31 protein-coding genes are annotated in these 24,849 nt (G+C 60.1%); all 31 read left to right on the top strand.

The features are described 5' to 3' along the window. Positions 1–261: 261 nt before the first annotated feature. Positions 262–627, top strand: coding sequence for an NADH-quinone oxidoreductase subunit A (locus KUV51_RS04360; protein ID WP_222520372.1), 366 nt, complete (start codon positions 262–264; stop codon positions 625–627). After that, positions 618–1,163 (top strand): NuoB/complex I 20 kDa subunit family protein, encoded by a 546-nt coding sequence (locus KUV51_RS04365; RefSeq protein ID WP_222520373.1) that lies wholly within the window; start codon positions 618–620, stop codon positions 1,161–1,163. The genes KUV51_RS04360 and KUV51_RS04365 overlap by 10 nt, the downstream gene beginning before the upstream one ends. Positions 1,164–1,172: 9 nt before the next feature. Next, positions 1,173–1,772, top strand: a complete 600-nt coding sequence (locus KUV51_RS04370; RefSeq protein ID WP_222520374.1) for an NADH-quinone oxidoreductase subunit C — start codon at positions 1,173–1,175, stop codon at positions 1,770–1,772. 36 nt (positions 1,773–1,808) lie between these two features. Continuing rightward, positions 1,809–2,690: a sulfotransferase gene (locus KUV51_RS04375; RefSeq protein ID WP_222520375.1), complete on the top strand. Its 882-nt coding sequence runs from the start codon at positions 1,809–1,811 to the stop codon at positions 2,688–2,690. Beyond that, positions 2,691–2,861, top strand: a complete 171-nt coding sequence (locus tag KUV51_RS04380; protein ID WP_222520376.1) for a hypothetical protein — start codon at positions 2,691–2,693, stop codon at positions 2,859–2,861. It abuts the gene before it with no gap. Between the two features lie 176 nt (positions 2,862–3,037). After that, positions 3,038–4,252 (top strand): NADH-quinone oxidoreductase subunit D, encoded by a 1,215-nt coding sequence (locus tag KUV51_RS04385; RefSeq protein WP_222521237.1) that lies wholly within the window; start codon positions 3,038–3,040, stop codon positions 4,250–4,252. A gap of 76 nt (positions 4,253–4,328) precedes the next feature. Continuing rightward, the gene (locus KUV51_RS04390) at positions 4,329–5,480 is read left to right on the top strand and encodes an NADH-quinone oxidoreductase subunit E (RefSeq protein ID WP_222520377.1); all 1,152 of its coding nucleotides are present in this window, start codon (positions 4,329–4,331) and stop codon (positions 5,478–5,480) included. Positions 5,481–5,506: 26 nt separating this feature from the next. Then, entirely contained in the window at positions 5,507–6,256 is a 750-nt protein-coding gene (locus KUV51_RS04395) for an endonuclease (protein ID WP_222520378.1), read from the top strand. A gap of 3 nt (positions 6,257–6,259) precedes the next feature. Beyond that, a complete protein-coding gene (locus KUV51_RS04400) occupies positions 6,260–6,478 on the top strand; it encodes a DUF5337 domain-containing protein (RefSeq protein WP_222520379.1) in 219 nt (72 codons plus the stop codon). A gap of 69 nt (positions 6,479–6,547) precedes the next feature. Then, a complete protein-coding gene (nuoF, locus tag KUV51_RS04405) occupies positions 6,548–7,828 on the top strand; it encodes an NADH-quinone oxidoreductase subunit NuoF (protein ID WP_222520380.1) in 1,281 nt (426 codons plus the stop codon). Next, on the top strand, positions 7,828–8,229 hold the full coding sequence (locus tag KUV51_RS04410) for a hypothetical protein (protein WP_222520381.1): 402 nt from the start codon (positions 7,828–7,830) through the stop codon (positions 8,227–8,229). Before nuoF ends, KUV51_RS04410 begins: the two co-directional genes overlap by 1 nt. Positions 8,230–8,261: 32 nt before the next feature. Continuing rightward, a complete protein-coding gene (locus KUV51_RS04415) occupies positions 8,262–8,705 on the top strand; it encodes a DUF3291 domain-containing protein (protein ID WP_222520382.1) in 444 nt (147 codons plus the stop codon). A gap of 29 nt (positions 8,706–8,734) precedes the next feature. Beyond that, entirely contained in the window at positions 8,735–9,124 is a 390-nt protein-coding gene (locus KUV51_RS04420) for a hypothetical protein (protein WP_315898789.1), read from the top strand. 119 nt (positions 9,125–9,243) lie between these two features. After that, positions 9,244–9,645, top strand: a complete 402-nt coding sequence (locus tag KUV51_RS04425; protein WP_315898790.1) for a DUF5333 domain-containing protein — start codon at positions 9,244–9,246, stop codon at positions 9,643–9,645. Between the two features lie 3 nt (positions 9,646–9,648). Then, positions 9,649–11,667, top strand: coding sequence for an NADH-quinone oxidoreductase subunit NuoG (nuoG, locus tag KUV51_RS04430; RefSeq protein ID WP_222520383.1), 2,019 nt, complete (start codon positions 9,649–9,651; stop codon positions 11,665–11,667). A gap of 71 nt (positions 11,668–11,738) precedes the next feature. Further along, entirely contained in the window at positions 11,739–12,044 is a 306-nt protein-coding gene (locus tag KUV51_RS04435) for a hypothetical protein (protein WP_222520384.1), read from the top strand. Continuing rightward, positions 12,041–12,421, top strand: a complete 381-nt coding sequence (locus KUV51_RS04440) for a hypothetical protein (protein WP_222520385.1) — start codon at positions 12,041–12,043, stop codon at positions 12,419–12,421. Before KUV51_RS04435 ends, KUV51_RS04440 begins: the two co-directional genes overlap by 4 nt. Positions 12,422–12,427: 6 nt before the next feature. Continuing rightward, positions 12,428–13,465, top strand: coding sequence for an NADH-quinone oxidoreductase subunit NuoH (gene nuoH / locus KUV51_RS04445; RefSeq protein WP_039686340.1), 1,038 nt, complete (start codon positions 12,428–12,430; stop codon positions 13,463–13,465). A 1-nt stretch (position 13,466) separates the two neighbouring features. Then, the gene (locus KUV51_RS04450) at positions 13,467–13,661 is read left to right on the top strand and encodes a hypothetical protein (RefSeq protein WP_222520386.1); all 195 of its coding nucleotides are present in this window, start codon (positions 13,467–13,469) and stop codon (positions 13,659–13,661) included. Between the two features lie 2 nt (positions 13,662–13,663). Next, positions 13,664–14,158, top strand: coding sequence for an NADH-quinone oxidoreductase subunit NuoI (gene nuoI, locus KUV51_RS04455; RefSeq protein WP_189369895.1), 495 nt, complete (start codon positions 13,664–13,666; stop codon positions 14,156–14,158). After that, the gene (locus tag KUV51_RS04460) at positions 14,155–14,538 is read left to right on the top strand and encodes a carboxymuconolactone decarboxylase family protein (RefSeq protein WP_222520387.1); all 384 of its coding nucleotides are present in this window, start codon (positions 14,155–14,157) and stop codon (positions 14,536–14,538) included. The genes nuoI and KUV51_RS04460 overlap by 4 nt, the downstream gene beginning before the upstream one ends. Next, a complete protein-coding gene (locus KUV51_RS04465; RefSeq protein WP_222520388.1) occupies positions 14,531–14,950 on the top strand; it encodes a carboxymuconolactone decarboxylase family protein in 420 nt (139 codons plus the stop codon). Before KUV51_RS04460 ends, KUV51_RS04465 begins: the two co-directional genes overlap by 8 nt. After that, positions 14,947–15,549, top strand: a complete 603-nt coding sequence (locus tag KUV51_RS04470; RefSeq protein ID WP_222520389.1) for an NADH-quinone oxidoreductase subunit J — start codon at positions 14,947–14,949, stop codon at positions 15,547–15,549. Before KUV51_RS04465 ends, KUV51_RS04470 begins: the two co-directional genes overlap by 4 nt. Before the next feature lie 3 nt (positions 15,550–15,552). Beyond that, a complete protein-coding gene (locus tag KUV51_RS04475; protein WP_261385641.1) occupies positions 15,553–16,023 on the top strand; it encodes a hypothetical protein in 471 nt (156 codons plus the stop codon). Positions 16,024–16,069: 46 nt separating this feature from the next. Continuing rightward, the gene (gene nuoK / locus KUV51_RS04480; RefSeq protein ID WP_039686350.1) at positions 16,070–16,375 is read left to right on the top strand and encodes an NADH-quinone oxidoreductase subunit NuoK; all 306 of its coding nucleotides are present in this window, start codon (positions 16,070–16,072) and stop codon (positions 16,373–16,375) included. A 121-nt stretch (positions 16,376–16,496) separates the two neighbouring features. Continuing rightward, a complete protein-coding gene (nuoL, locus tag KUV51_RS04485) occupies positions 16,497–18,563 on the top strand; it encodes an NADH-quinone oxidoreductase subunit L (RefSeq protein ID WP_222520390.1) in 2,067 nt (688 codons plus the stop codon). Next, positions 18,563–20,110, top strand: coding sequence for an NADH-quinone oxidoreductase subunit M (locus KUV51_RS04490; RefSeq protein WP_222520391.1), 1,548 nt, complete (start codon positions 18,563–18,565; stop codon positions 20,108–20,110). Before nuoL ends, KUV51_RS04490 begins: the two co-directional genes overlap by 1 nt. A gap of 4 nt (positions 20,111–20,114) precedes the next feature. Next, positions 20,115–21,551, top strand: a complete 1,437-nt coding sequence (gene nuoN / locus KUV51_RS04495) for an NADH-quinone oxidoreductase subunit NuoN (RefSeq protein WP_222520392.1) — start codon at positions 20,115–20,117, stop codon at positions 21,549–21,551. A 53-nt stretch (positions 21,552–21,604) separates the two neighbouring features. Continuing rightward, the gene (locus KUV51_RS04500; RefSeq protein ID WP_222520393.1) at positions 21,605–22,354 is read left to right on the top strand and encodes a biotin--[acetyl-CoA-carboxylase] ligase; all 750 of its coding nucleotides are present in this window, start codon (positions 21,605–21,607) and stop codon (positions 22,352–22,354) included. Between the two features lie 11 nt (positions 22,355–22,365). Then, on the top strand, positions 22,366–23,139 hold the full coding sequence (locus tag KUV51_RS04505) for a type III pantothenate kinase (protein ID WP_222520394.1): 774 nt from the start codon (positions 22,366–22,368) through the stop codon (positions 23,137–23,139). Positions 23,140–23,143: 4 nt separating this feature from the next. Next, on the top strand, positions 23,144–24,814 hold the full coding sequence (locus KUV51_RS04510; RefSeq protein WP_222520395.1) for a ribonuclease J: 1,671 nt from the start codon (positions 23,144–23,146) through the stop codon (positions 24,812–24,814). The last annotated feature ends 35 nt before the right edge of the window (positions 24,815–24,849 follow it).

The raw sequence follows: 24,849 nt of genomic DNA on the forward strand, positions 1-24,849 counted from the left end.
CAATTGATGCAAAAAGTGCAGAATTAGCCGTGAATGGGCAAAGCTCATGGCCGGATGCACAGTATTCCACGCCAAAGCGCACCATCGTTGCGGCATAGGTGACCGCGCACAGCGCCCGCTGCGGCGAAATCACCCGGAATTTCCATCACTTCCACCCCCGGCCTTTATTGACCCTGCCGTGCGGCAGGCGTACATCAAGGTCCAGTCAACTTTGCCACTTGACCTGGCGCGGCCACTTCGCGCCAAGAAAAGGAGCCCAACGTGGAAGAGATGTTGCGGGAGTATCTCCCCATTCTCGTGTTTCTGGCCGTCGCCATTGGCCTCGGTCTTGTCCTGATCCTCGCTGCTGTCGTTCTCGCCGTGCGCAACCCGGACCCCGAAAAGGTGTCGGCCTACGAGTGCGGCTTCAACGCCTTCGACGATGCGCGGATGAAGTTCGATGTGCGGTTCTACCTCGTGTCGATCCTCTTCATCATCTTTGACCTCGAAATTGCCTTCCTCTTTCCCTGGGCCGTCGCGTTCCAGGATGTGAGCATGGTGGGCTTCTGGTCCATGATGGTGTTCCTGGGCGTCCTGACCATCGGCTTTGCCTATGAGTGGAAAAAGGGAGCTTTGGAATGGCAGTAACCGACACCGGTTCGCTCGGCCCCGCCTATGCAGGTGGCGACAAAGACCACGCCACCCAAGCCTTGAATGCCGAATTGCAGGACAAGGGTTTCCTGCTCACCTCAACCGACGACATCATCAACTGGGCGCGCACCGGCTCGCTGCACTGGATGACCTTTGGTCTGGCCTGCTGCGCGGTCGAGATGATGCACACCTCCATGCCGCGCTATGACCTTGAACGGTTCGGCACGGCACCCCGCGCGTCCCCGCGCCAGTCCGACCTGATGATCGTGGCTGGCACGTTGACGAACAAGATGGCGCCCGCCCTGCGCAAGGTCTACGACCAGATGCCCGAGCCGCGCTACGTGATCTCGATGGGTTCCTGCGCCAATGGCGGCGGCTACTATCACTACAGCTATTCCGTGGTGCGTGGCTGCGACCGCATCGTACCGGTCGACGTCTACGTCCCCGGCTGCCCACCCACGGCCGAGGCGCTGCTTTACGGCATCCTGCAGCTGCAACGCAAAATCCGCCGCACCGGCACCATCGTCCGCTAAGGAGCGCACATGTCCGAAGCAATGACCGAACTTGGCACCTATCTCGAAGCCAAGCGCCCCGATTGCGTGCTGGCCTGGGATGTGACCTATGGCGAGCTGAACGTCGATGTCGCCCCGTCCAGCCTGACCGGTTTTGTCGAGTTCCTGACGACCGACAGCACCTGCAAGTTCTCCACGCTCGTGGACATCACCGGGGTGGACTACCCGGGCCGGGCCAAGCGGTTCGATGTCGTCTACCACTTCCTGTCGATGTACCAGAACCACCGCATCCGCCTGCGCGTGTCGATCCGCGAAGATCAGATGGTGCCCTCGATCACCGACATCCACCCCTCGGCCAACTGGTTCGAACGCGAAGTGTTCGACATGTTCGGCATTCTGTTCTCGGGCCACCCGGATTTGCGGCGGATCCTGACGGACTACGGCTTCCGCGGCTACCCGCTGCGCAAGGACTTCCCGACCACGGGTTACACTGAAGTGCGCTATGATGAAGCCGAAAAGCGCGTCGTCTACGAACCTGTGTCGCTGGTTCAGGAGTATCGACAGTTTGATTTCATGAGCCCTTGGGAAGGGGCCGAGTACATCCTGCCGGGTGATGAAAAGACAGACTGACGATCCTGCGCGCTGCGATTTGCCAGCAGTGCGCCGATGACCGAACCACGCATAGTCATAGGTATCGGCGCCCAAAAGGCTGCTTCCTCCTGGTTGCAGGTCGTTTTGGGCAAACACCCCGATTGCCACATGACGCGCGTCAAAGGGCTGCACTACTTCAATAAATTCGAGCCGGGGCGCGCCGATCGGGATGTGGAACTGGTTCGCCGCAAGCTTGGAAGCGTGGCTGCCAAACGATCCAAGGGTATTGCGGAGGTCAACGGGTTGCCAATCGACCAGTTTGCGTCCGAGATCGAGGCATGGGCCGCACTGACGAAGCATGACACCTTCGATCTCGATGCGTATCGCAACATGCTATTCATGAATGCGGGCGACGCAGCAGTGGTGGGCGAAGTCACACCTGCCTACAGTTCCCTGTCGCGCGACATACTCCGGCTGATCTATTCCGTTTCTCCGAATGTGCGACTGGTCTACATTCTGCGCGATCCGGTTCAACGATTGTGGTCAGCAGCCCGCATGCGCGGACGCAGGCATGTGGAAGAGGCCGGAGGCGAGCGCACTTTGGCCATTGCGACCGTCGAGGCATACTTGGCCGGTGACGTGCCGGAGTACGACAAAAGATCCGACTATGCCGGCACGCTTGCAAACCTGGACGCAATAGCACCGCGTGCGCATGTTCACCTGGATTTCTTCGAGCACCTTTTTGATGGCGGTGTCGATCGAGTTTTCCGATTCCTAGATCTTGCACCAATGGACCTTCCCGAGGTGGCTCCGGTGAATGCCGGGCTGGCGGCAGACCTTCCCGCGTCCCTCGGTCGTGCGGTGTTTGATCGCCTGTCCGCGCACTACACTGCAGCAGAACAGTACTTGGGCGATTTGCCGGAAGAATGGAAAGCTTCAATGAGGGAGTATGGATGAATGGATGTCTTTTTGATTGTCGTGGGGGTTCTTTGCATCATCCCCATGCTCAAACTGCTGCCCCATTTCGGAATTGGAAAATACTGGGCGCTGCTTGCCATTGTGCCGATCGGGACCGTCGGCCTGTTGTGGTGGATGGCGCTGCGATTGCAGGAGCTGGAACGTCGATAGCGCACTGAACGTGCCGCAGTCTGGGGCGATGCTTCGGTGCTGGCGGCATTGCCGTTACAAAGCATCGCAGTTGGGCACCTAACTCTGGCTCTTCCCTTGCGTCCCCAATATAAACCCTTAGAAGCAGTGCCGAAGCGTCGGCACAGACACGTCGCGAACTGCATGGTGAACACATGATGGACGGCTCCAACTTCGATGACGCCCTGACGGGCGAACAGAAGATCCGCAACTTCAACATCAATTTCGGCCCGCAACACCCTGCGGCACACGGGGTTTTGCGCCTCGTACTCGAGCTTGACGGCGAGATCGTGGAACGCTGCGACCCGCATATCGGTCTGCTGCACCGTGGCACTGAAAAGCTGATGGAGTCGCGGACCTACCTGCAAAACCTGCCGTATTTCGACCGGCTCGATTATGTGGCACCGATGAACCAGGAACACGCATGGTGTCTGGCCATCGAAAAGCTGACGGGCGTCGAGGTGCCCCGCCGCGCCTCCCTGATCCGCGTGCTGTTCTGTGAGATCGGGCGCATCCTGAACCACCTCCTGAACATCACCACGCAGGCGCTCGACGTCGGCGCGCTCACCCCGCCGCTTTGGGGCTTTGAAGAGCGTGAAGAGCTGATGATTTTCTACGAACGGGCCTGCGGCGCGCGTTTGCACGCCGCCTATTTCCGTCCCGGCGGTGTCCACCAGGACCTGCCACCCGAACTGCTTGACGATATCGAGGCGTGGTCCGAGAAATTCATGTCCGGCTTTATGGTCGACATCGACGGCCTGCTGACCGAAAACCGCATCTTCAAGCAGCGCAACGCCGATATCGGCATCGTGACCGAGGATGACATCCAGAAATACGGCTTCTCGGGCGTCATGGTGCGGGGCAGTGGCTTTGCATGGGACCTGCGCCGCGCACAGCCCTATGAATGCTACGACGAATTCGACTTCCAGATCCCCGTGGGCAAGAACGGCGACTGCTATGACCGCTACCTCGTCCGCATGGAAGAGATGCGCCAGTCGATCTCGATCATCCAGCAGGCCATCGCCAAATTGCGCGATTGCCCCGGCGACGTGCTGGCCCGTGGCAAGCTGACACCGCCCTCGCGCACCGACATGAAAACTTCGATGGAAGCGCTGATCCATCACTTCAAACTCTACACCGAAGGGTTCCACGTGCCCGAGGGCGAAGTCTATGCCGCCGTCGAAGCACCCAAGGGCGAGTTCGGCGTCTACCTCGTGGCCGATGGCACCAACAAACCTTACCGCGCCAAACTCCGCGCGCCGGGGTTCCTGCACTTGCAGGCGATGGACTATATCTCCAAAGGGCACCAGCTGGCCGACGTCGCCGCCATCATCGGCACGATGGATGTGGTGTTCGGGGAAATCGACCGCTGATCCGATCCTTCATCTTGCCAAATAAACTCCCGCCGGAGGCTCCCGCAGTCTCCACGCAGACCAAGGGAAGACTTAAATGCTCCGCCGTCTCCACCCAGACCAGCCCGAAACCTTCGCTTTCACGCCCGACAACCAGGCCTGGGCCGAAGCGCAGATCACCAAGTACCCCGAGGGCCGACAGGCCTCCGCTATCATCCCGCTCCTGTGGCGCGCGCAGGAACAAGAAGGCTGGCTGACCCGCCCGGCGATCGAATCCGTGGCCGACATGCTCGACCTTGCCTATATGCGCGCTCTCGAAGTGGCGTCTTTCTACTTCATGTTTCAGCTACAACCTGTTGGCTCAGTTGCACATATTCAGGTCTGCGGCACCACATCCTGCATGATCTGCGGCGCCGAAGACCTTGTGGCCGTCTGCAAGGACAAGATCGCGCCCAAGGCCCACCAGCTGTCCGCCGATGGCAAGTTTTCTTGGGAAGAGGTCGAATGCCTCGGTTCCTGCGCCAACGCACCCATGGCCCAGATCGGCAAGGACTATTACGAGGACCTGACCGCCGCCCGCATGGGCGAGATCATCGACGAGCTCGCGAAGGGCGAGGTGCCGACACCCGGTCCGCAGAACGGCCGTTACGCATCCGAACCGCTCAGCGGGCTGACCAGCCTCAAAGATTTTGACAGCGGTCACACCAAGTACAACGCCTCTGTCCAGCTTGCGACGGATATCGGTGACACTGTGAAGCGGATCGACGGCACCGAGGTGCCGTTGCTGGCACCATGGGGCAAGGCAAACGCCGCAGCCAGCGCAAGCAACACAAACGAAAAGCCTGTGTCCAAGGCACCGCCAAAGGAAAAAAAGTCCAAGGCCAAGCCCAAACCGAGCGCTCCGGTAACGAAAAATAAATCGCAGCAAAAACAATCGGGTGAGGCTGTCCCCGCGGGGACAAAACCCGCCCTTTTGACCGAGGCGCGCGATGGCGGCGCAGACGATCTGAAGCTGATCAAGGGCGTGGGCCCCGGCCTCGAGAAAGAGCTGAACGCCAAGGGTGTCTATCACTTCGACCAGATCGCATCGTGGACCGAGGACGAAGTGGCATGGGCCGATCAGAACCTCGTGCGCTTCAAGGGCCGGGTAAGCCGTGACAATTGGGTCACGCAGGCGAAAGCCCTCTCACGGGGAGAAGAAACAGAATTTTCCCAACGCGCGAAAAAAGACGGTATCTATAAGGAATAATATCTGCAAACGGGGGAGATATCCTTATGGACAACAACGAAGGAATGATCAGCTGCACGATCGGCTGCTGGCTTGTGGCGCTTTTGGGGGGCGCATTGGCCGCGGTGTTACTCATGGTGCTCGGCGGCTGGGGCTTTATGCAGGGCGTGTTCATGGGGCTCGTCGTGGCTGCCGTGGCAGGCGCGTTGCTGAGCTGGATCATATGCAAACCGCTGCCCGCGATTGGCGAAGCGACCACCGAAGCTGCCAAAACCGACGCGGCACCAACGCCGACTGCCAAGGCGGCGCCTGCGGCTGCGGGAACGGACGCGACGGCTGCCGCCGAGATCAAACCTTCGACCCCGCTGCCGGGTGAGGATGATCTGGCCGCCCGCAAGGGTGAATGGAAATACGAAGCTGAACAAAAGCCCAAGGCGAAAGCCAAGGACAAGCCCAAAGCCAAGCCGGCTGCCAAGAAGAAGGCGGACGCTCCGGCTGCCGCGGATGAAGGCACGAAGCCTGAGACGCTTTCTGCCGCGCGCGAGGGTGGTCCCGACAACCTGAAGGAAATCAAAGGTGTAGGCCCGAAACTTGAAGCGCTTCTGCATTCGATGGGCTTCTACCATTTCGATCAGGTTGCCAGCTGGGGCGCCGACGAGGTGGCGTGGGTTGATCAGAACCTTGAGGGGTTCAAGGGCCGTGTGACACGTGATGACTGGGTCGCGCAGGCCAAGATCCTCGCCGCCGGTGGTGAGACCGAGTTTTCCAAGAAGGTCGACAAGGGCGGTGTCTACTGACGCATGTCCGGACCGCTTGATCCGAAACTGGCCCGTCAGGGCCGTATCGCGGCCCTTGTGATTGCAGGGGCCGCTTTGCTGTCCATCTTTGCGCCCGTGATCGTGCAGGCGCTCAGCTTGCCCGCGCGGTACGAAATTCTTATTTTGCTCTTTGCGCTGGCTGCGTTCATTTGGGCACTGGTGGTGGCCCTCAGGATTTGGCAAAAGAGCCGCGACAACTGACGGCCCCGCGCGCGGGCTGTTATGGCAAAGGATCACGCGCTGTACCGCGTGTTACAAAAGGACGTACCCATGCTGGCTGACAAGGATCGTATCTTTACCAACCTTTACGGGATGCACGACCGCACGCTGAAAGGCGCGCAGGCCCGTGGTCACTGGGATGGGACGGACAAGCTGATCCAGAAGGGCCGCGATTGGATTGTTCAGGAGATGAAGGACAGCGGCCTGCGTGGCCGGGGCGGCGCGGGTTTCCCGACCGGTCTGAAATGGTCCTTCATGCCGAAGGAATCGGATGGGCGTCCGGCCTATCTGGTTGTGAACGCTGACGAATCCGAGCCGGGCACCTGCAAGGACCGCGAGATCATGCGCCACGATCCGCACACGCTGATCGAAGGGTGCCTGATCGCCAGCTTCGCGATGAACGCGCATGCGTGCTACATCTACATCCGCGGCGAATACATCCGTGAGAAGGAAGCGCTGCAGGCGGCGATTGATGAGGCTTACGACGCGGGTCTCGTTGGCCCGAACGCCTCTGGCTCTGGCTGGGACTTCGACATTTACCTGCACCACGGGGCCGGGGCCTATATCTGCGGTGAGGAAACCGCGCTGCTCGAGTCGCTTGAAGGCAAAAAGGGTATGCCGCGCATGAAGCCGCCGTTCCCGGCGGGTGCGGGTCTCTATGGCTGCCCGACGACTGTGAACAATGTCGAGTCCATTGCAGTTGTGCCGACGATCCTGCGTCGGGGTGGCTCGTGGTTTTCATCCTTTGGCCGTCCGAACAACGCGGGCACCAAGTTGTTTGCCATCTCCGGCCACGTGAACAATCCGTGCGTCGTGGAAGAGGCGATGTCGATCAGCTTCGAAGAGTTGATCGAAAAGCATTGTGGCGGCATCCGCGGTGGGTGGGACAACCTCAAGGCTGTGATCCCCGGTGGCTCTTCCGTTCCCTGCGTGCGCGGGGAGAAGATGAAAGACGCCATCATGGACTTCGACTATCTGCGAAACGATCTGCAGTCGGGTCTGGGCACGGCGGCGGTGATCGTGATGGATCAGTCGACCGACATCATCAAGGCGATCTGGCGGCTGTCCAAATTTTACAAGCACGAATCCTGCGGCCAGTGCACGCCTTGTCGTGAAGGCACGGGTTGGATGATGCGCGTGATGGAGCGGTTGGTGCATGGTGAAGCGGAGGTCGAGGAGATCGACATGCTGCTAGACGTGACCAAGCAGGTTGAGGGTCACACGATCTGTGCGCTGGGTGATGCGGCAGCGTGGCCGATCCAGGGGCTGATCCGGAACTTCCGGGATGAGATCGAGGATCGGATCAAGACGCAGCGGATCGCGGCGGAGTGATGCTGCGCATACTTACCGTTTGCATTGGGCTTGTCGCAGGGTCTGCCGCCGCCGCTTTGGAAATGAATTCCACTGAAAAAGCTATGGCTGGCCTGATGGTCGCGCGAATGCTGCAAAACGATTGTAAGCCTGATGTCACATGGGCAGGTCAATCCGGTGCGACAACCTTCTACGCAAAGAACTTCAATACTCTTGTCGCCGAAGGCCATTCGAAATCTGCGCTGCGGAAGTTTGAGCGACATAGGACGAAATGGTTGCAAGCTTCCATCGATTGGATGGAAGACGCTGGTATCAAACTCGCTGGCTTGTCCCGGGAACAGGTACGAGATGCCGGTTGCGATTGGGCGTCTTCGATCTCTGGCACCAATCACCCAGCGGGTCGGTTCCTGAAAAGCAAGTGACCCAGAGCATTTGTATAAGCGAGTTCTGATCAATGCACCTCGCTGAATTCAATATCGGTACTCTGAAATATGACTGGGAAGATCCGCGCGTTGCGGACTTCCTGAACAACCTCGACCGTGTCTATGACATCGCGCGCCGCTCGCCCGGCTATATCTGGCATCTGGAAGGCGACGACATGGAGGCGGCACAGCTTGACCCTGATGGCCCGCTCGGGGGCAATCCCCGCACTGCAAGCACGCTCTCCGTTTGGAAAGACGTCGAAAGCCTGCACAATTTCACCTTCAACACCGTTCACAAGCAGTTCTATGACCGGAAGGGCGAATGGTACGATCCGGATCAGGGATTGCGCTTTGTCATGTGGTGGGTGGCGCCAGGGCATATACCCACGATTGAGGAGGCACTTGACCGCTTCCATCATCTTGAAAACCATGGCAATACGGATCACGCCTTTGGCTGGGATCATGCCCTGACCTGAGGCCCGAGACCGGGGTGGAGGAGACCGCAGTGACCAAGAGCAAGAGCCGCGCTGAGGCAGACCGAAGGATCGACCTGCGTCCGGTGCTGTTGACCGGCATTCTTCTGATAGCAGCGTTGGTGTTGACCGCCTGCTCCGGGGAGCGCCGCGCTGAACGTGTCGCCTTTGACGGGGTGTTCTTCCGTGCCAATTCCAGCAAGGTGGACAAACAGCGTGATCAGTTTGAGGTGTCCGTTTCGCCTGTGTCCGCGTCGCTGGAAGGCGCGCGTGAGGCTGGCCGTTACGAGGCCATTCGCTATTGTATCAAGCAGTTCGGATCTTCGGACATTGCATGGATTGAGGGGCCAGATGCCGAAGACGGAACACTGCGCACCAACGGTGACAAGTTGATCTTGCGCGGTGCCTGCACGCCAGCGTGATCACAAGCGTCGATTAAGGCGACATTTTGCGTCCTAACGGGTTGTGTCGCCTCGTGTTATTGCATAGCACGAACCTGCTTTCCCACATGGCATCAAAGTGATGCACAAGGTGGAGAGAAATGATGCGCGCAATGACCATGGCCCTGATCCTTAGCCTGACTGCCGGGATAGCCTCGGCGAAGCCTCATCTGCGGGATGTGCCCGAGATTGATGGCACCCTTCTGGCTGTCGGGATCGCGGACGAGATTCGGAAAAACTGCCCTGACATTTCGGCGCGGATGGTGCGCGCCTATACGCTTGTCACCGGGTTGAAGGACAAGGCCCGAGACCTGGGCTACACCGACGCGGAGATTGATGCCTATCGCAAGTCCGACGCGGAAAAGGCGCGGCTGAGGGCGGCGGGCGAGGCGTATTTGCAACGTGGCGGTGTGACCGCTGGCCAGCCCGCGACCTATTGCGCGCTGGGCCGTGCCGAAATTGAAAAAGGCGGCCAGATCGGCGCCCTATTGAGGATGAACTGACGCATGAGTGACCTTCGCAAGATCATCATCGACGGTAACGAGGTAGAGGTGGACGGGGCCATGACCCTGATCCAGGCCTGCGAGGAGGCGGGGATAGAGATCCCGCGCTTCTGTTATCACGAGCGTCTGTCGATCGCGGGCAACTGCCGGATGTGTCTTGTGGAAGTTGTGGGTGGCCCGCCGAAGCCTGCGGCCTCCTGTGCCATGCAGGTGCGCGATTTGCGCCCGGGTCCCGAGGGGCAGCCGCCGGTGGTCAAGACGAACTCGCCCATGGTCAAGAAGGCCCGCGAGGGCGTGATGGAGTTCCTGCTCATCAACCACCCGCTGGATTGCCCGATCTGTGACCAGGGTGGCGAGTGCGATCTGCAGGATCAGGCGATGGCCTATGGCGTGGATTTCAGCCGCTTCCGCGAACCGAAGCGCGCGGTCGATGATCTGGACCTTGGGCCGCTGGTCGAGACGCACATGACCCGCTGCATCTCCTGCACCCGCTGCGTGCGCTTCACGACCGAGGTCGCGGGTATTTCGCAGATGGGCCAGACAGGCCGTGGGGAGGATGCGGAGATTACCTCGTACCTTGGCGAGACGCTTGATTCGAACCTGCAGGGCAACATCATTGATCTGTGCCCGGTGGGCGCGCTGGTCTCCAAACCCTACGCCTTTACCGCGCGGCCATGGGAGCTGACCAAGACCGAGAGTGTCGACGTGATGGATGCGCTTGGCTCGTCCATCCGTGTCGACACCAAGGGCCGTGAGGTGATGCGCTTCCTGCCGCTTAACCATGACGGCACGAACGAGGAATGGATTTCGGACAAGACCCGTTTTGTCTGGGATGGCCTGCGCCGTCAGCGGCTGGACAAGCCCTATGTCCGTGACAACGGCAAGCTGCGCCCTGCGTCCTGGGGCGAAGCGCTTGGAAAGGCGTCGGAGGCGATTAAGGGTGCGTCGTCGCTTGCGGGCCTTGTGGGTGATCTTGCGCCGGTTGAGGCTGCCTACGCTCTGAAAAAGCTGATCGAGGGGCAGGGCGGTATCGTCGAATGCCGTACCGATGGAGCGAAGCTGCCGTCCGGCAACCGCGCGGCCTATGTCGGCACTGCTGCCATTGAGGATATCGACACGGCCGAGGCGATCATGCTGATCGGCACCAACCCGCGTCTGGAAGCGCCGGTGCTCAATGCGCGTATTCGCAAGGCATGGGCCCGTGGCGCCAATGTCGGTGTGATTGGCGAGATGCCTGACCTGACGTACGAGGCGAACCATATCGGGACCGATGCGACCGTCATTGACGATCTACTGAAGCGTGATCACTCGGCTGTGCAGGAAAAGCCGTCGATCATCATCGTCGGCATGGGTGCGCTGACCCGTGGCGATGGCGACGCCATCCTTGCCGCCGCGCAGACCCTGGCGGAAAGCACGAAGTCAGAGCTGATGATCCTGCACACCGCCGCAGGTCGCGTCGGCGCCATGGATGTTGGCGCCACGAACGCCGATGCGATGGCCGCCATCGAAAAGGCTGATGTGATCTACAACCTCGGGGCCGATGAGATTGAGATCGGTGAGGGCGCGTTCGTCATCTACCAAGGTAGCCATGGCGACCGTGGCGCGCATCGCGCGGATGTGATCTTGCCGGGTGCGGCCTATACCGAAGAGGGCGGTGTGTTCGTGAACACAGAAGGGCGCCCGCAACTGGCCCAACGCGCCAGCTTTGCGCCCGGTGAGGCCAAGGAGAACTGGGCCATTCTGCGCGCACTTTCGGGTGAGATGGACGCGGTGCTGCCCTATGACAGCCTCGCGGCGCTGCGCCAGAAGCTGGTCAAGGACCATCCGCATCTGGGCGACATTGATGTCGTGGCAGAGAATACAGGCGACGCACTTGAATTAGGTAAGGTCGAAGGCGGTGTGCTGACCTCGACCGTTAATGATTTCTATCTGACCAATCCAATTGCCCGCGCCAGCCAATTGATGGCGGAACTCAGCGCGAATGCAAAGGCACGCAAATCTCAAGCTATGGCAGCAGAATGATTGATAGCAAATGCATTAAAGCGCTGGCGCTAGGCGCGGTGCTCACTTTATCCGCTTGTGCATCACAGGTGATGGAAGGCTATGTTGGCAGGTCCATCACGGAGCCCATGCTGGACTACGGCCAACCGGCTGCGGTGTTTGATCTTCCGGACGGTCGCCGGGCTTTTCAGTGGTCCATCAGTTCCTGGGGCTCGGTGCCGATTGTCAGCACCGATTCCCGTACATCCGATGGGATCCACGATTGGGCGGATGTGACACGAACGCGGACCATCCATATTCCGGTCGAAGAGACCTGCCTTTATACACTTTACGGTGTGCCGCGCGGCAACGACTGGATCGTTACGGGCTACCGGCAGCCGTCATTCGAGTGCGCATGAAGCTTGTCTGGACCATAGCAGCTCTGCCGCTTGCGGCCTGTGACCCCGTGCCAACGGCAGAGCAGTTCATTCCCGACTATCGTGGGGTGGAAACACAGCTTTTGGCCGAGGATCTGGTGCAGTTCGACGTTGAAATGACCAACGCGATCACGACGCGGGATGTCGAGGACTATGCCGAATGCGCCGCCGCCGGATACACGTTGATCCGGGGCTGGGGATTTGCGCGTCATTTGCGCACAAATGTATACGAAGAGGCTGGTGTGTGGAAAGCAGATGCTGTTTACACCATTTCGCCAGCCCTCCCGCGTGGAATCCGGACCATCGACGCCGAAGTCGTGGCCGCCGCCTGCGCGGAGAGGGGAATACCGACGGTGTGAGGACTGATGGCTGATTTCTTTACCACTCCTGGCGGCATCGCCGTCCTAGTTCTGGCCCAGGTGCTGGCCGTCGTGGCGTTTGTCATGATCTCGCTCCTGTTCCTCGTCTACGGCGACCGCAAGATCTGGGCGGCTGTTCAGTTGCGCCGTGGTCCCAACGTGGTGGGCGCGTACGGCCTGCTTCAGACAGTTGCAGATGCGCTGAAATACGTCGTGAAAGAGGTTGTCGTGCCTGCGGGCGCCGACAAGACCCTGTTCATGCTGGCGCCTATGACCAGCTTTGTGCTGGCGATGGTGGCCTGGGCCGTGATCCCGTTCAACGACGGCTGGGTGCTGTCGGATATCAACGTCGCAATCCTCTATGTCTTCGCCATTTCCTCGCTTGAAGTCTACGGCGTGATCATCGGCGGCTGGGCGTCTAACTCGAAGTATCCGTTCCTTGGGTCGCTGCGGTCGGCGGCACAGATGATTTCCTACGAGGTCAGCATCGGCCTGATCATCATCGGTGTGATCCTGTCGACGGGATCGCTGAACTTCGGTGCCATCGTGAACGCGCAAGACACCGGTTACGGCTTCTTTGGTTGGTACTGGTTGCCGCATCTGCCCATGGTGTTCCTGTTCTTTATCAGCGCCTTGGCCGAGACAAACCGCCCACCGTTCGACTTGCCAGAAGCGGAATCCGAACTCGTTGCGGGCTATCAGGTCGAATACTCCTCGACCCCGTTCCTGCTGTTCATGGCGGGCGAATACATCGCCATCTTCCTGATGTGCGCGCTGATGAGCCTGCTGTTCTTCGGTGGCTGGCTGTCGCCCATTCCGGGTCTGCCTGACGGCGTGCTGTGGATGGTCGCGAAGATGGCGTTCTTCTTCTTCCTCTTTGCCATGGTGAAGGCGATCACGCCCCGCTACCGCTATGACCAGCTGATGCGTCTGGGCTGGAAAGTGTTCCTGCCGTTCAGCCTCGTGTGGGTCGTGTTCGTGGCCTTTGCCGCCAAGTTCGACTGGTTCTGGGGCATCTATGCCCGCTGGGCCGTGGGAGGCTGATATGGGACTGGCCACAGCCATCAACGAAGCGCCCGAGCGGCATTTGGACGACCTTATATCTTTCCTGTCGTCCGAGTTCGCCATCGGCACTCTGGACAGTGAAAAGACGTTTGAGCACGCCGATCAGGGCGAGGTCGTCTCGGCCCTGAAAGCCTGGGCGTATATGCACCTTAACGACGCAACACAGGGAGACTAGCCATGACGCAGATCGACTACGGCCGCGCCGCCAAATACTTCCTGCTGCAGGATTTCTGGCAAGGCATGAAGCTGGGGCTGAAATATTTCTTTGCCCCCAAGGCCACGGTGAACTACCCGCATGAAAAGGGGCCTTTGTCCCCGCGTTTCCGGGGCGAGCACGCCCTGCGCCGCTATCCCAACGGGGAAGAGCGTTGCATTGCCTGCAAGCTGTGCGAGGCGATCTGCCCCGCGCAGGCCATCACAATCGACGCGGAACCCCGCGAGGATGGCAGCCGCCGCACCACCCGCTATGACATCGACATGACCAAGTGCATCTATTGCGGTTTCTGTCAGGAAGCCTGCCCGGTGGATGCCATTGTCGAGGGGCCGAATTTCGAATTCGCGACCGAGACGCGGGAAGAGCTGTTCTACGACAAGGAAAAGTTGCTTGAGAACGGCGAGCGGTGGGAAGCGGAGATTGCGCGCAACCTGGAACTGGATGCGCCCTACCGATGAGCCTCCATACCGCATATGAGCGCGGCAAGGCGCTGTCGGAGCAGGTGAACCCGGGCATGGAAGATGCCCTGGCCGCCCGCTATGATGCGCTGGTGCCGGGCTTGTCGCGCATGGTCGTGGAGGTGCCCTATGGCACGTTCTACAGCCGTGGTGTGGTGGACGAGAAGACGCGGCTGCTGGCTACTATTGCAGCTTTGGCGGCGATGGGCGGGCAGACGCGGCCGCAGCTCAAAGTCAACATCACCAGTGCCCGCGCCGTCGGTGCTAGCCGTGAGGAAGTGTGCGAGATCATTTACCAGATGACCCTCTACGGTGGCTTCCCGGCCATGATCAACGCGATGAATGCAGCCATCGAGGTGTTTGAGGCCGAAGATGAGTGACGAAAAGAACCCCTTTGCCGCGATGCTGGCCCAGATGCAGGAGATGACGAAGGCATTTCCGCAGATGGCGGCGTTTGACCCGTCAAAGGGGTTTGATCCCAAGATGTTCGAGGCGCTTTGGCCGACCATGCCAAAGGACCTGATGGAGACATGGTTCGGCAATACGTTCAATGAGAACGGGCTGGATGCGAAGACACGTCTGCTGATCACGCTTGCGGGTCTGACCATGCAGGGCGCGCAGGCCGATACCGCCATCCGCCAGACCGTGCGCCATGCGCGCGAAGCGGGCGCAACCGACCAACAGATTTCCGAGACTTTGGGCATGATGGCGATGTTCGCCGGGGTGCCCGCCATGACCCGCGCCATGGGATTGGCGCAGGAGGTCATGGGTGACGACGAGGACGAGACATGACTGTATTTGCCTTCTACCTGTTTGCGGTCAGCGTGATCGCCGGGGGCCTGTTCACGGTGATCAGCCGCAACCCCGTGCACTCGGTCCTGTGGCTGATCCTGGCCTTCCTGAGTGCGGCGGGTCTGTTCGTGCTCTTGGGGGCCGAGTTCGTGGCGATGCTTCTGATTATCGTCTACGTGGGCGCGGTCGCGGTGCTGTTCTTGTTCGTGGTGATGATGCTGGACGTGGATTTTGCCGAACTGAAGGCGGAGATGGCGAAATATATGCCACTCGCGCTGCTGATCGGCGTCGTGATCCTGATGCAGTTCGTGATGGCCTTTGGCGCGTGGGAATCGAACGCTGCCGCCGAAGGGTTGCGGGCGCAGGTGACCCCCGTGGATCGGCACAATACCGAAGCGCTCGGCATGATCCTCTATGACCAGTATTTCCTGCTGTTCCAGCTCTCGGGCCTGATCCTGTTGGTTGCCATGGTCGGTGCCATCGTGCTGACCCTGCGCCACCGGTCGGATGTGAAGCGTCAGGATGTGGTCGCCCAGATGATGCGCGACCCGGCCACGGCGATGGAGCTGAAGGACGTCAAACCGGGGCAGGGGCTCTGATCCTTGAATACACGGTGCGCATATCTGGCAGCGTTCGTCGCGATGCTTGGCGGTGAGGCTGTGGCCCTGTCGTTGACTGATTGTGACCGCACCACGCACATCTCGCACGGCGGCGAAGCAGATCATGTCGATCTGGGCGAGGGCCGCGTGATGTGGCGCGACTGGTGGAGCCAGGAGGGGACTGCGACCTCGTTCACCCTTGTGGATTGCGCGCCGGGCGCCGCTCTGACCTTCCGAACGCAGGAAGAGAACATGGGCAACCGCCTGCCCTTCGACCGGACCGACAAGGCGTTGGCCATTCTTAAGCGCCACGAAAGTGGCGCGCGAGCCTTTGCCACATTCGACCGCATAGCCGCCGACCTAGACGGCGTCGCGCGGGATATCGAGATCACCACACTGGATGCAGAGCCTTGCGCCTGCGCCGCACTCTACCCCGAGGCTCGGGGGGAGAAGACAGAATTCATGCTGGGCTGAGGCCCCGTAACAGACGACAAGCGGGGACACGCCCCGGAGGGACGACATGATAGGACTTGAACACTACCTGACGGTCGCGGCGACGCTGTTCGTCATCGGCATTTTCGGGCTTTTCCTGAACCGCAAGAACGTGATCATCCTGCTGATGAGCATCGAATTGATGCTGCTTGCAGTGAATATCAATCTGGTTGCGTTCTCCAGCTTCCTGGACGACCTCGTGGGGCAGGTGTTCACCCTCTTCGTATTGACCGTTGCGGCCGCCGAGGCCGCCATTGGTCTGGCCATCTTGGTCTGTTTCTTCCGCAACCGCGGCACCATCGCGGTTGAAGACGTCAACGTGATGAAGGGCTGATCGGATGAGCCTTGCAATGTGGATCGCGATCATAGTGGCCGGCGTCGGTGGTTCGGCCGCTGTGCTGTATTTCGCGTGGCCTGATGTCGCCGCCAAAAAAGAAAATAAGGGTTAGCGCACAATGGAAACCATCATCCTATTTGCCCCGCTTGTCGGCGCGCTGCTCTGCGGCTTTGGCTGGCGTGTCTTTGGTGAGGTCGCGGCCTGCTGGATCGCCACGGGTCTGCTGTTCCTGAGTGCCATCCTGTCGTGGATCGTGTTCATCACGTTTGACGGCACGACCGAACAGATCCAGATCCTGCGCTTTATCGAAAGCGGCTCGCTCAGCACCGATTGGTCCATCCGTCTGGACCGGCTGACGGCGATCATGCTGATTGTAATCACTACGGTGTCGAGCCTCGTCCACCTGTACAGCTTTGGATACATGGACCACGATCCGCAATGGAAAGAGGGCGAAAGCTACAAGCCGCGCTTCTTTGCATACCTGTCGTTTTTCACATTCGCGATGTTGATGCTGGTGACGGCAGACAACCTTGTGCAGATGTTCTTTGGCTGGGAAGGCGTGGGCGTCGCATCCTACCTGCTGATCGGGTTCTACTACCGCAAACCGTCGGCCAATGCGGCCGCCATCAAGGCGTTTGTGGTCAACCGCGTGGGTGATTTCGGCTTTGCGCTCGGCATCTTCGCGCTGTTTTTCCTTACCGACTCGATCAAGTTCGACGATGTGTTTGCTGCCGCACCTGAGCTGGCGCAGACGCAATTGACCTTCCTGTGGAGCGAGTGGAACGCGGCCAACCTTGTGGCCTTCCTGCTGTTCATCGGCGCAATGGGGAAATCGGCGCAGTTGATCCTGCACACCTGGTTGCCCGACGCGATGGAAGGCCCGACCCCTGTGTCGGCGCTGATCCACGCCGCGACTATGGTGACGGCGGGTGTGTTCCTGGTCTGCCGCATGTCCCCGCTGATGGAATTCGCGCCCGAGGCGATGGCGTTTGTCACCGTGCTGGGGGCCCTGACTGCCTTTTTCGCCGCGACCGTTGGTCTGGTCCAGACCGACATCAAGCGCGTGATTGCGTATTCGACCTGCTCGCAACTGGGCTACATGTTCGTGGCTGCTGGCGTTGGTGTCTATTCCGTTGCCATGTTCCACCTGTTCACGCACGCCTTCTTCAAGGCGATGCTGTTTCTTGGCGCGGGCTCGGTCATCCACGCGATGCACCATGAGCAGGACATGATGAACTACGGCGGTCTGCGGAAAAAGATCCCCTACACGTTCTGGGCCATGATGATCGGCACGCTTGCCATCACTGGCGTGGGCATTCCGCTGACCGGCTGGATCGGTTTTGCCGGGTTCGCCTCGAAGGACGCGGTGATCGAAAGCGCCTATGTCGGGTCCACCTTTGCCTTCTGGGCGCTGGTCATCGCGGCGCTGTTCACATCGTTCTATTCCTGGCGCCTGATGTTCCTGACTTTCTACGGTGAGGCGCGTGGCGACAAGCACACGCATGAGCACGCGCATGAAAGCCCGATGGTCATGCTGATCCCGCTGGGTGTGTTGAGCTTGGGTGCGATGTTTGCCGGGGCGATCTGGTATTCGTCCTTCTTTGGCAAGCCGAACGAGGTCATCAAATTCTTTGGCGGCCACTACGAGGCGCCTTCGGAAGAGATCAAGGATGCCGTTGCCGAACGCAGCCCGAAAGCGTCTGAGTTGAAGTATGTGATGGAGGACGGACCGGGCGAGGCCGGGATTTACATCGCGCCCGAGAACACGGTCCTGCACGAAGCGCATTACGTGCCGACCTGGGTCAAGCTGTCCCCCTTCGTGGCGATGCTGATCGGGTTCCTCGTGGCCTTCTGGTTCTATATCAAGAATCCGGCATTGCCTGGCCGCTTGGCCGAGAATCAGCGCCCGCTCTACCTGTTCCTCAAGAACAAGTGGTACTTTGACGAGCTTTATGACTTCATCTTTGTCCAGCCTGCCATGTGGCTGGGCAAGAAGCTGTGGAAGCGCGGTGATGGGGATGTCATTGACGGGACCATTAACGGCGTATCGATGGGCTTTGTGCCCTTCATCACGCGCCTCGCGGGCCGTGCACAGTCCGGCTACATCTTTACCTATGCCTTCGCCATGGTGATCGGGATTGCCGTCCTCATCACCTGGATGACGCTCAGCGGAGGAGCGAACTGATGGACAATATCCTTTCCATCACCACTTTCATGCCCGCGCTGGCGGCCCTGATCTTGGCCGTGTTCCTGCGGGGCGAGGATGAGGCGGCGCAGCGCAATGCCAAGTGGGTGGCGATGGCCACCACGGTGATCACCTTCATCGCGTCGCTGTTTATTCTGTTCGAGTTCGACCGCAACGACACCGGCTTCCAGTTTGTGGAAGAGGGCGAGTGGATCATGGGCCTGACCTACAAGATGGGGGTCGATGGGATCTCCATTCTGTTCGTGATGCTGACAACCTTCATGATGCCGCTGGTTATCGCGGCCTCGTGGTCGGTGACGGACCGGGTCAAGGAGTACATGATCGCCTTCTTGCTTCTGGAAACGCTCATGCTGGGCGTGTTCATGGCGCTGGACCTGGTCCTGTTCTATCTGTTCTTCGAGGCCGGTCTGATCCCGATGTTCCTGATCATTGGTATCTGGGGCGGGGCGAACCGCATCTATGCGAGCTTCAAGTTCTTCCTCTACACCTTCCTCGGTTCTGTGCTGATGCTGGTGGCGATGGTTGCGATGTATGCGGATGCGGGCACCACGGATATTGAAGCGCTCTTGAACCACCAGTTCGGGAACGAGACGTTCAGCTTGCTGGGTATTCAGATCGTGGGCGGGATGCAGACGATCCTGTTCCTGGCGTTCTTCGCCAGCTTCGCCGTCAAGATGCCGATGTGGCCGGTCCACACCTGGTTGCCCGATGCCCACGTACAGGCGCCGACCGCAGGGTCGGTCGTGCTGGCGGCAATCCTTCTGAAGCTCGGTGGTTACGGGTTTATCCGTTTCTCCTTCTCCATGTTCCCGGTTGGATCCGAGGTGATGGCGCCGCTGGTTTTGTGGATGTCAGCGATTGCCATCGTCTACACGTCGCTCGTGGCGCTCGTGCAGGACGATATGAAGAAGCTGATTGCCTATTCATCAGTCGCCCACATGGGCTTTGTGACTATGGGTATCTTTTCGGCCAATCAGCAGGGGCTGGATGGCGCGATCTTCCAGATGCTGAGCCACGGCTTCATCTCTGGCGCGCTCTTCCTGTGTGTGGGCGTTATCTATGACCGGATGCACACGCGCGAGATCGATGCCTATGGCGGTCTTGTGAACAGGATGCCAGCCTATGCACTGATCTTCATGCTGTTCACCATGGCGAATGTGGGTCTGCCCGGCACCTCCGGTTTCGTGGGTGAATTCCTGACGCTGATGGCGGTGTTCCAGGTCAACACCTGGGTGGCCGCGGTTGCGACAACCGGTGTGATCTTCTCTGCGGCCTATGCGCTGTGGCTCTACCGCCGGGTGGTGATGGGCGACCTGATCAAGGAAAGCCTGAAGTCGATCACCGACATGACAGGCCGGGAAAAGGCGATCTTTGCCCCGCTGGTGGTGATGACGCTGCTGCTTGGTGTCTACCCGGCGCTGATCCTCGACATCATCGGGCCGTCGGTGGCCGCCCTTGTGACACAATACGATACGGCGCTCGCCGCGGCTGAGGCTGCGACGCAAGTCGCGTCGAATGGGAACTGAGAACATGTCTGCTGATCTGACCATCATCCTGCCCGAGATCCTGCTGGCTGTCTTTGCCATGCTGGGCCTGATCGGGGCGGTCTACACGTCCAAGGACGATCTTGCCTCTCCACTCCTTTGGGCGACATCCGCCGTCTTCCTTGCCGTCGCCGCATGGATCGGGTTCACGGGTGAGGGGACGAACGTGGCCTTTGGCGGCATGTTCGTCGATGACGCCTTTTCGCGCTTTGCCAAGGTGACGATCCTTGTGTCCGCCGCTGCCGTTTTGCTGATGAGCGAAGGGTACATGTCGCAGCGCGGCCTTTTGCGCTTTGAATACCCGATGCTGGTGGCATTGGCCGCCGTGGGCATGATGACCATGGTGTCGGCGGGCGACCTGATGGCGCTCTACATGGGCCTCGAGCTGCAATCGCTCGCGCTTTACGTGGTTGCGTCGTTGCGCCGTGACAGCGTCAAATCAACCGAAGCCGGTCTGAAATACTTCGTGCTGGGCGCGTTGTCTTCGGGTCTGCTGCTCTATGGTGCGTCGCTGGTCTACGGTTATGCAGGCACCACGCTGTTCTCGGGGATCGTTCAGGTCGCGGAAGAGGGCGTGTCGCTTGGCCTGCTCTTCGGCCTTGTCTTCCTGATGGCGGGCTTTGCCTTCAAGGTCTCTGCCGTGCCGTTCCACATGTGGACGCCGGATGTGTACGAAGGCTCGCCCACGCCGGTCACGGCATTCTTCGCTACGGCGCCGAAAGTCGCGGCCATGGCGCTGTTCGCACGCGTGATGCATGACGCCTTTGGTGGGGCCATTGCCGACTGGCAACAGGTCATGGCGCTCTTGTCGGTGCTGTCGATGTTCCTCGGTGCATTTGCGGCGATCGGTCAAACCAACATCAAGCGACTGATGGCGTTTTCGTCCATCGCGCATATGGGTTACGCCCTGATGGGCCTTGCCTCCGGCACTGCGCTCGGGGTCGAGGCGATGCTGGTCTACATGGCAATCTACGTCACCATGAATATCGGCACCTTCGCTTTCATCCTGATGATGGAAAAAGACGGCCAGCCTGTGGTCGAGATCTCGTCGTTGAAGATGTACGCCAAGCGCGAGCCGGGCAAGGCGTGGGCCATGCTGTTTCTGATGTTCTCGCTCGCGGGTGTGCCGCCGATGCTTGGGTTCTTTGGCAAACTCTACGTGCTGCGCGCGGCCTATGAAGGCGGGCTTGTCTGGCTTGCCATTGCTGGCGTGATCGCATCCGTCATTGGTGCCTACTATTACCTGCGCATCGTCTACTACATGTTCTTCGGCGAGACGCAGGATGAGGGGCTGAATGGCGGCAAATCCCCGATCCTTTGGGCGATGCTGATGGGGTCGGCGGCTGTTATGCTATTCGGGATTATCAACATGTTCGGCGTGGACAGTGTGGCGGCGGCTGCGGCGCTCACATTGGTGAACTAGGCGCCCGTGGCAAATCGGCCCTTCGGGGAGGATTTTTTGGAACCAGAGAAGTCATGAGCGCTTGGCCTTCAGGCTATGGGCGGCGTGTTTTGCCATCGGTGGACTCGACGCTGAGCGAGGCGGCGCGTGTTGCCTCCGACCTCTCTGGCCCCGAGTGGATTTTGGCGCTGACCCAGACAGCGGCACGCGGTCGGCGCGGGCGGGCTTGGTCGATGCCGGAAGGCAACTTTGCTGGCACGCTTGTGCTGCCGTTGGACGAGGCGCCGGGTGTTGCCGCCTTGCGGTCCTTTGTCATGTCGCTGGCCTTGCGGGATGCGTTTGTAGCGGTGACCGGGCGCGAAGATGCATTCGCGCTAAAGTGGCCCAACGACGTGCTCTTGCGCGGCGGCAAGGTCGCGGGGATCCTTCTGGAAAGCATCGGCAGCGGCGCGCGCGTCACGCACCTTGCCATCGGGATCGGGGTCAATCTGGCTGCAGCGCCGGACGTGAGCGAGGTCGATGAAGGCGCTGTTCCACCGGCTGCGCTGAAGTCTGCCCTGGGCACTGTCATCTCACCCGAAGACTTTCTGGATCTTCTCGCCACGGCCTATGCCCGGTATGAAGATCAGTTCCGCACTTACGGCTTTGCGCCAATCCGGACAGCTTGGCTTGCCCACGCCGCGCGTTTGGGCGAACCGATCAAGGCCCGCACCACGCGGGACGCATACATCGGCACCTTCGTGGACGTGGACGCCGACGGCCAACTTGTTCTAGAGACGGCCAAAGGCCGGATGACCATCCCGGCGGGTGACGTTTACTTCTGAGGGGGCAGGCCATGCTTCTGACCATCGACTGCGGCAACACGAACACGGTGTTTTCAATCTGGGACGGGACCAAGTTCCTCGCGACCTGGCGTACCTCGACCGAGTGGCAGCGCACGGCGGACCAGTACTATGTCTGGCTGTCGACGCTGATGGAGTTTCAGAAGCTGGATGTTGAGATCACGGATGTGATTGTCTCATCCACTGTTCCGCGCGTGGTCTTCAACCTGCGGGTTCTGTGCGACCGCTATTTTAATTGCCGTCCCTATGTTGTGGGCAAACCCGACTGCTTGCTGCCGGCACCGCCGCGCGTGGACGAGGGCACGCAGATCGGCCCCGACCGGCTGGTGAACACGGCGGGCGCCTATGACCGCTGCGGCGGGGACTTGATTGTGGTGGATTTCGGTACGGCGACAACCTTTGACGTCGTTGCCTCGGATGGCGCTTATGTCGGGGGCGTGATCGCACCCGGCGTGAACCTGAGCCTTGAGGCGCTGCACTCTGCCGCTGCCGCGCTACCGCATGTGGACATCACCAAACCGCAGGCCGTTGTGGGCACCAACACGGTCGCCTGTATGCAGTCCGGTGTCTTTTGGGGTTACGTGGGCCTTGTCCGTGAGATATGTGCCCGGATCAAAGCGGAACGCGACCGCGATATGCGCGTAATTTCGACGGGGGGCCTGGCCCCCTTGTTCCAACAGTCCGAAACACTGTTTGACGACTTTCAAGATGATTTGACGATGCATGGCCTGACGGTCATCTATCGCTTTAACAAGGATAATAGCTGAGCTTATGAGCAGTGAACGTTTGATCTACCTGCCCCTCGGGGGGGCGGGTGAAATTGGTATGAATGCCTATGTGTACGGGTATGGACCGCAGGATGCCGAGCGGCTGATCGTGGTTGATCTGGGCGTGACCTTTCCCGATATGGATGGGACGCCGGGTGTTGACCTGATCCTGCCGGACATCACTTGGCTGGCCGAGCGTAAAGACCGGATTGACGGGATTTTCATTACTCACGCGCACGAGGATCACGTCGGCGCGGTCGCTCACACTTATGAGCAGTTGGGTGCGCCGATCTATGCGCGGCCTTTCACAGCCAACATCGCCCGGCGCAAGATGGATGAGTATGGCCATCCGGATGATGCCGTGCGTGTCGTGGCTGGCTGGCCCGATCAGGTGCAGGCGGGGCCGTTCAAGGTAGGCTTTCTGCCCATGTCCCATTCGATCCCCGAAAGCGCGGGTCTGATCATCGACAGTCCCGAGGGCCGGGTGATCCACTCCGGGGACTTCAAGCTGGACACGACGCCTGTGGTGGGTGAACCCTTTGATCCGGACCTGTGGGCCGAGGTCAGCAAGGATGGGGTGAAGGCGCTTATCTGCGACAGCACCAATGTTTTCTCCCAGCATCCGGGCCGGTCAGAATTGTCCGTGGGCCCTGAGATCGAGAAGCTGGTGCGCGGGCACACTTCCGGCATGGTTGTGGCGACGACCTTTGCGTCGAATGTAGCGCGGGTGAAGACGCTGGCAGAGGCGGGCGTTGCGGCGGGGCGCTCCATCGTGCTTCTGGGCCGCGCGATGCGTCGCATGATCGAAGCTGCGGTTGAGACCGGGGTACTGAGCGACTTTCCAAGCGTCGTAAGCCCGGAGGACGCCAAGAGCATCCCGCGCGAAAACCTGATGTTGCTTGTTACGGGATCACAGGGCGAGCGCCGTGCAGCCTCTGCCCAGTTGGCCAACGGCAAGTATATGGGGCTGGAGCTGAAGGAAGGCGACCTGTTCCTGTTTTCCTCCAAGACCATTCCGGGCAACGAAAAGGGTGTGATCCGCATCATCAACCAGTTGTCGGAAAAGGGCGTGGATGTGGTGGACGATTCCTCGGGCCTCTACCACGTGTCGGGCCACGCGAACCGACCTGATCTGGAACGCTTGCAGGACATCGTGAACCCCCAGATCGTTGTGCCGATGCACGGCGAGCACCGGCATCTGCGCGAGCACGTGAAGCTGTCGGAGGCCAGGGGGCGCAGCGCTGTACTGGCTGTCAACGGCATGATGATCGACCTCAGCGGCAACGCCCCGACGGTGGCCGAATACATCGAAACCGGCCGCACCTACCTTGATGGCGCGGTGCAGATCGGAGCGCTGGATGGCGTTGTCCGCGACCGGATCCGCATGGCGCTGAACGGTCATGTGCTGGTGACGCTGATCCTGGATGAAGAGGATGAGCCCTTGGGCGAGCCGTGGTGCGAACTCATGGGGTTGGCCGAGACCGGGCGGTCGAAGGCGGCGCTGGTTGAAGTGTTGGAAGAAGACCTGGGTCAGTTCCTTGGCCGGGCCGATGCCAAGACGCTGCGCGATGACGACAGCCTGACCGAGGCGCTGCGTCGGATCGTGCGGAAGTCAGCACAGGACGAGATCGGCAAGAAGCCGGAAGTAACCGTGGTGATCAGCCGGATGCATTGAAAAAGGCGGACCAAGGTCCGCCTTACATGTCTATC

Source organism: Tateyamaria omphalii, assembly GCF_019802125.1.
Lineage (GTDB): Bacteria > Pseudomonadota > Alphaproteobacteria > Rhodobacterales > Rhodobacteraceae > Tateyamaria > Tateyamaria omphalii_B.

Excerpts from the sequence above, each read along its gene's own strand:
- KUV51_RS04390 (WP_222520377.1), top strand. The coding sequence starts at position 4,329 with ATGCTCCGCCGTCTCCACCCAGACCAGCCCGAAACCTTCGCTTTCACG.
- KUV51_RS04505 (WP_222520394.1), top strand. The coding sequence starts at position 22,366 with ATGCTTCTGACCATCGACTGCGGCAACACGAACACGGTGTTTTCAATC.
- KUV51_RS04510 (WP_222520395.1), top strand. The coding sequence starts at position 23,144 with ATGAGCAGTGAACGTTTGATCTACCTGCCCCTCGGGGGGGCGGGTGAA.
- KUV51_RS04365 (WP_222520373.1), top strand. The coding sequence starts at position 618 with ATGGCAGTAACCGACACCGGTTCGCTCGGCCCCGCCTATGCAGGTGGC.
- KUV51_RS04490 (WP_222520391.1), top strand. The coding sequence starts at position 18,563 with ATGGACAATATCCTTTCCATCACCACTTTCATGCCCGCGCTGGCGGCC.
- KUV51_RS04450 (WP_222520386.1), top strand. The coding sequence starts at position 13,467 with ATGGGACTGGCCACAGCCATCAACGAAGCGCCCGAGCGGCATTTGGAC.
- KUV51_RS04435 (WP_222520384.1), top strand. The coding sequence starts at position 11,739 with ATGGAAGGCTATGTTGGCAGGTCCATCACGGAGCCCATGCTGGACTAC.
- KUV51_RS04415 (WP_222520382.1), top strand. The coding sequence starts at position 8,262 with ATGCACCTCGCTGAATTCAATATCGGTACTCTGAAATATGACTGGGAA.
- KUV51_RS04395 (WP_222520378.1), top strand. The coding sequence starts at position 5,507 with ATGGACAACAACGAAGGAATGATCAGCTGCACGATCGGCTGCTGGCTT.
- KUV51_RS04400 (WP_222520379.1), top strand. The coding sequence starts at position 6,260 with ATGTCCGGACCGCTTGATCCGAAACTGGCCCGTCAGGGCCGTATCGCG.
- KUV51_RS04465 (WP_222520388.1), top strand. The coding sequence starts at position 14,531 with ATGAGTGACGAAAAGAACCCCTTTGCCGCGATGCTGGCCCAGATGCAG.
- KUV51_RS04440 (WP_222520385.1), top strand. The coding sequence starts at position 12,041 with ATGAAGCTTGTCTGGACCATAGCAGCTCTGCCGCTTGCGGCCTGTGAC.
- KUV51_RS04460 (WP_222520387.1), top strand. The coding sequence starts at position 14,155 with ATGAGCCTCCATACCGCATATGAGCGCGGCAAGGCGCTGTCGGAGCAG.
- KUV51_RS04425 (WP_315898790.1), top strand. The coding sequence starts at position 9,244 with ATGATGCGCGCAATGACCATGGCCCTGATCCTTAGCCTGACTGCCGGG.
- nuoL (WP_222520390.1), top strand. The coding sequence starts at position 16,497 with ATGGAAACCATCATCCTATTTGCCCCGCTTGTCGGCGCGCTGCTCTGC.
- KUV51_RS04385 (WP_222521237.1), top strand. The coding sequence starts at position 3,038 with ATGGACGGCTCCAACTTCGATGACGCCCTGACGGGCGAACAGAAGATC.
- nuoH (WP_039686340.1), top strand. The coding sequence starts at position 12,428 with ATGGCTGATTTCTTTACCACTCCTGGCGGCATCGCCGTCCTAGTTCTG.
- nuoF (WP_222520380.1), top strand. The coding sequence starts at position 6,548 with ATGCTGGCTGACAAGGATCGTATCTTTACCAACCTTTACGGGATGCAC.
- KUV51_RS04380 (WP_222520376.1), top strand. The coding sequence starts at position 2,691 with ATGGATGTCTTTTTGATTGTCGTGGGGGTTCTTTGCATCATCCCCATG.
- nuoN (WP_222520392.1), top strand. The coding sequence starts at position 20,115 with ATGTCTGCTGATCTGACCATCATCCTGCCCGAGATCCTGCTGGCTGTC.
- KUV51_RS04375 (WP_222520375.1), top strand. The coding sequence starts at position 1,809 with ATGACCGAACCACGCATAGTCATAGGTATCGGCGCCCAAAAGGCTGCT.
- KUV51_RS04410 (WP_222520381.1), top strand. The coding sequence starts at position 7,828 with ATGCTGCGCATACTTACCGTTTGCATTGGGCTTGTCGCAGGGTCTGCC.
- KUV51_RS04370 (WP_222520374.1), top strand. The coding sequence starts at position 1,173 with ATGTCCGAAGCAATGACCGAACTTGGCACCTATCTCGAAGCCAAGCGC.
- nuoI (WP_189369895.1), top strand. The coding sequence starts at position 13,664 with ATGACGCAGATCGACTACGGCCGCGCCGCCAAATACTTCCTGCTGCAG.
- nuoK (WP_039686350.1), top strand. The coding sequence starts at position 16,070 with ATGATAGGACTTGAACACTACCTGACGGTCGCGGCGACGCTGTTCGTC.
- KUV51_RS04470 (WP_222520389.1), top strand. The coding sequence starts at position 14,947 with ATGACTGTATTTGCCTTCTACCTGTTTGCGGTCAGCGTGATCGCCGGG.
- KUV51_RS04500 (WP_222520393.1), top strand. The coding sequence starts at position 21,605 with ATGAGCGCTTGGCCTTCAGGCTATGGGCGGCGTGTTTTGCCATCGGTG.
- nuoG (WP_222520383.1), top strand. The coding sequence starts at position 9,649 with ATGAGTGACCTTCGCAAGATCATCATCGACGGTAACGAGGTAGAGGTG.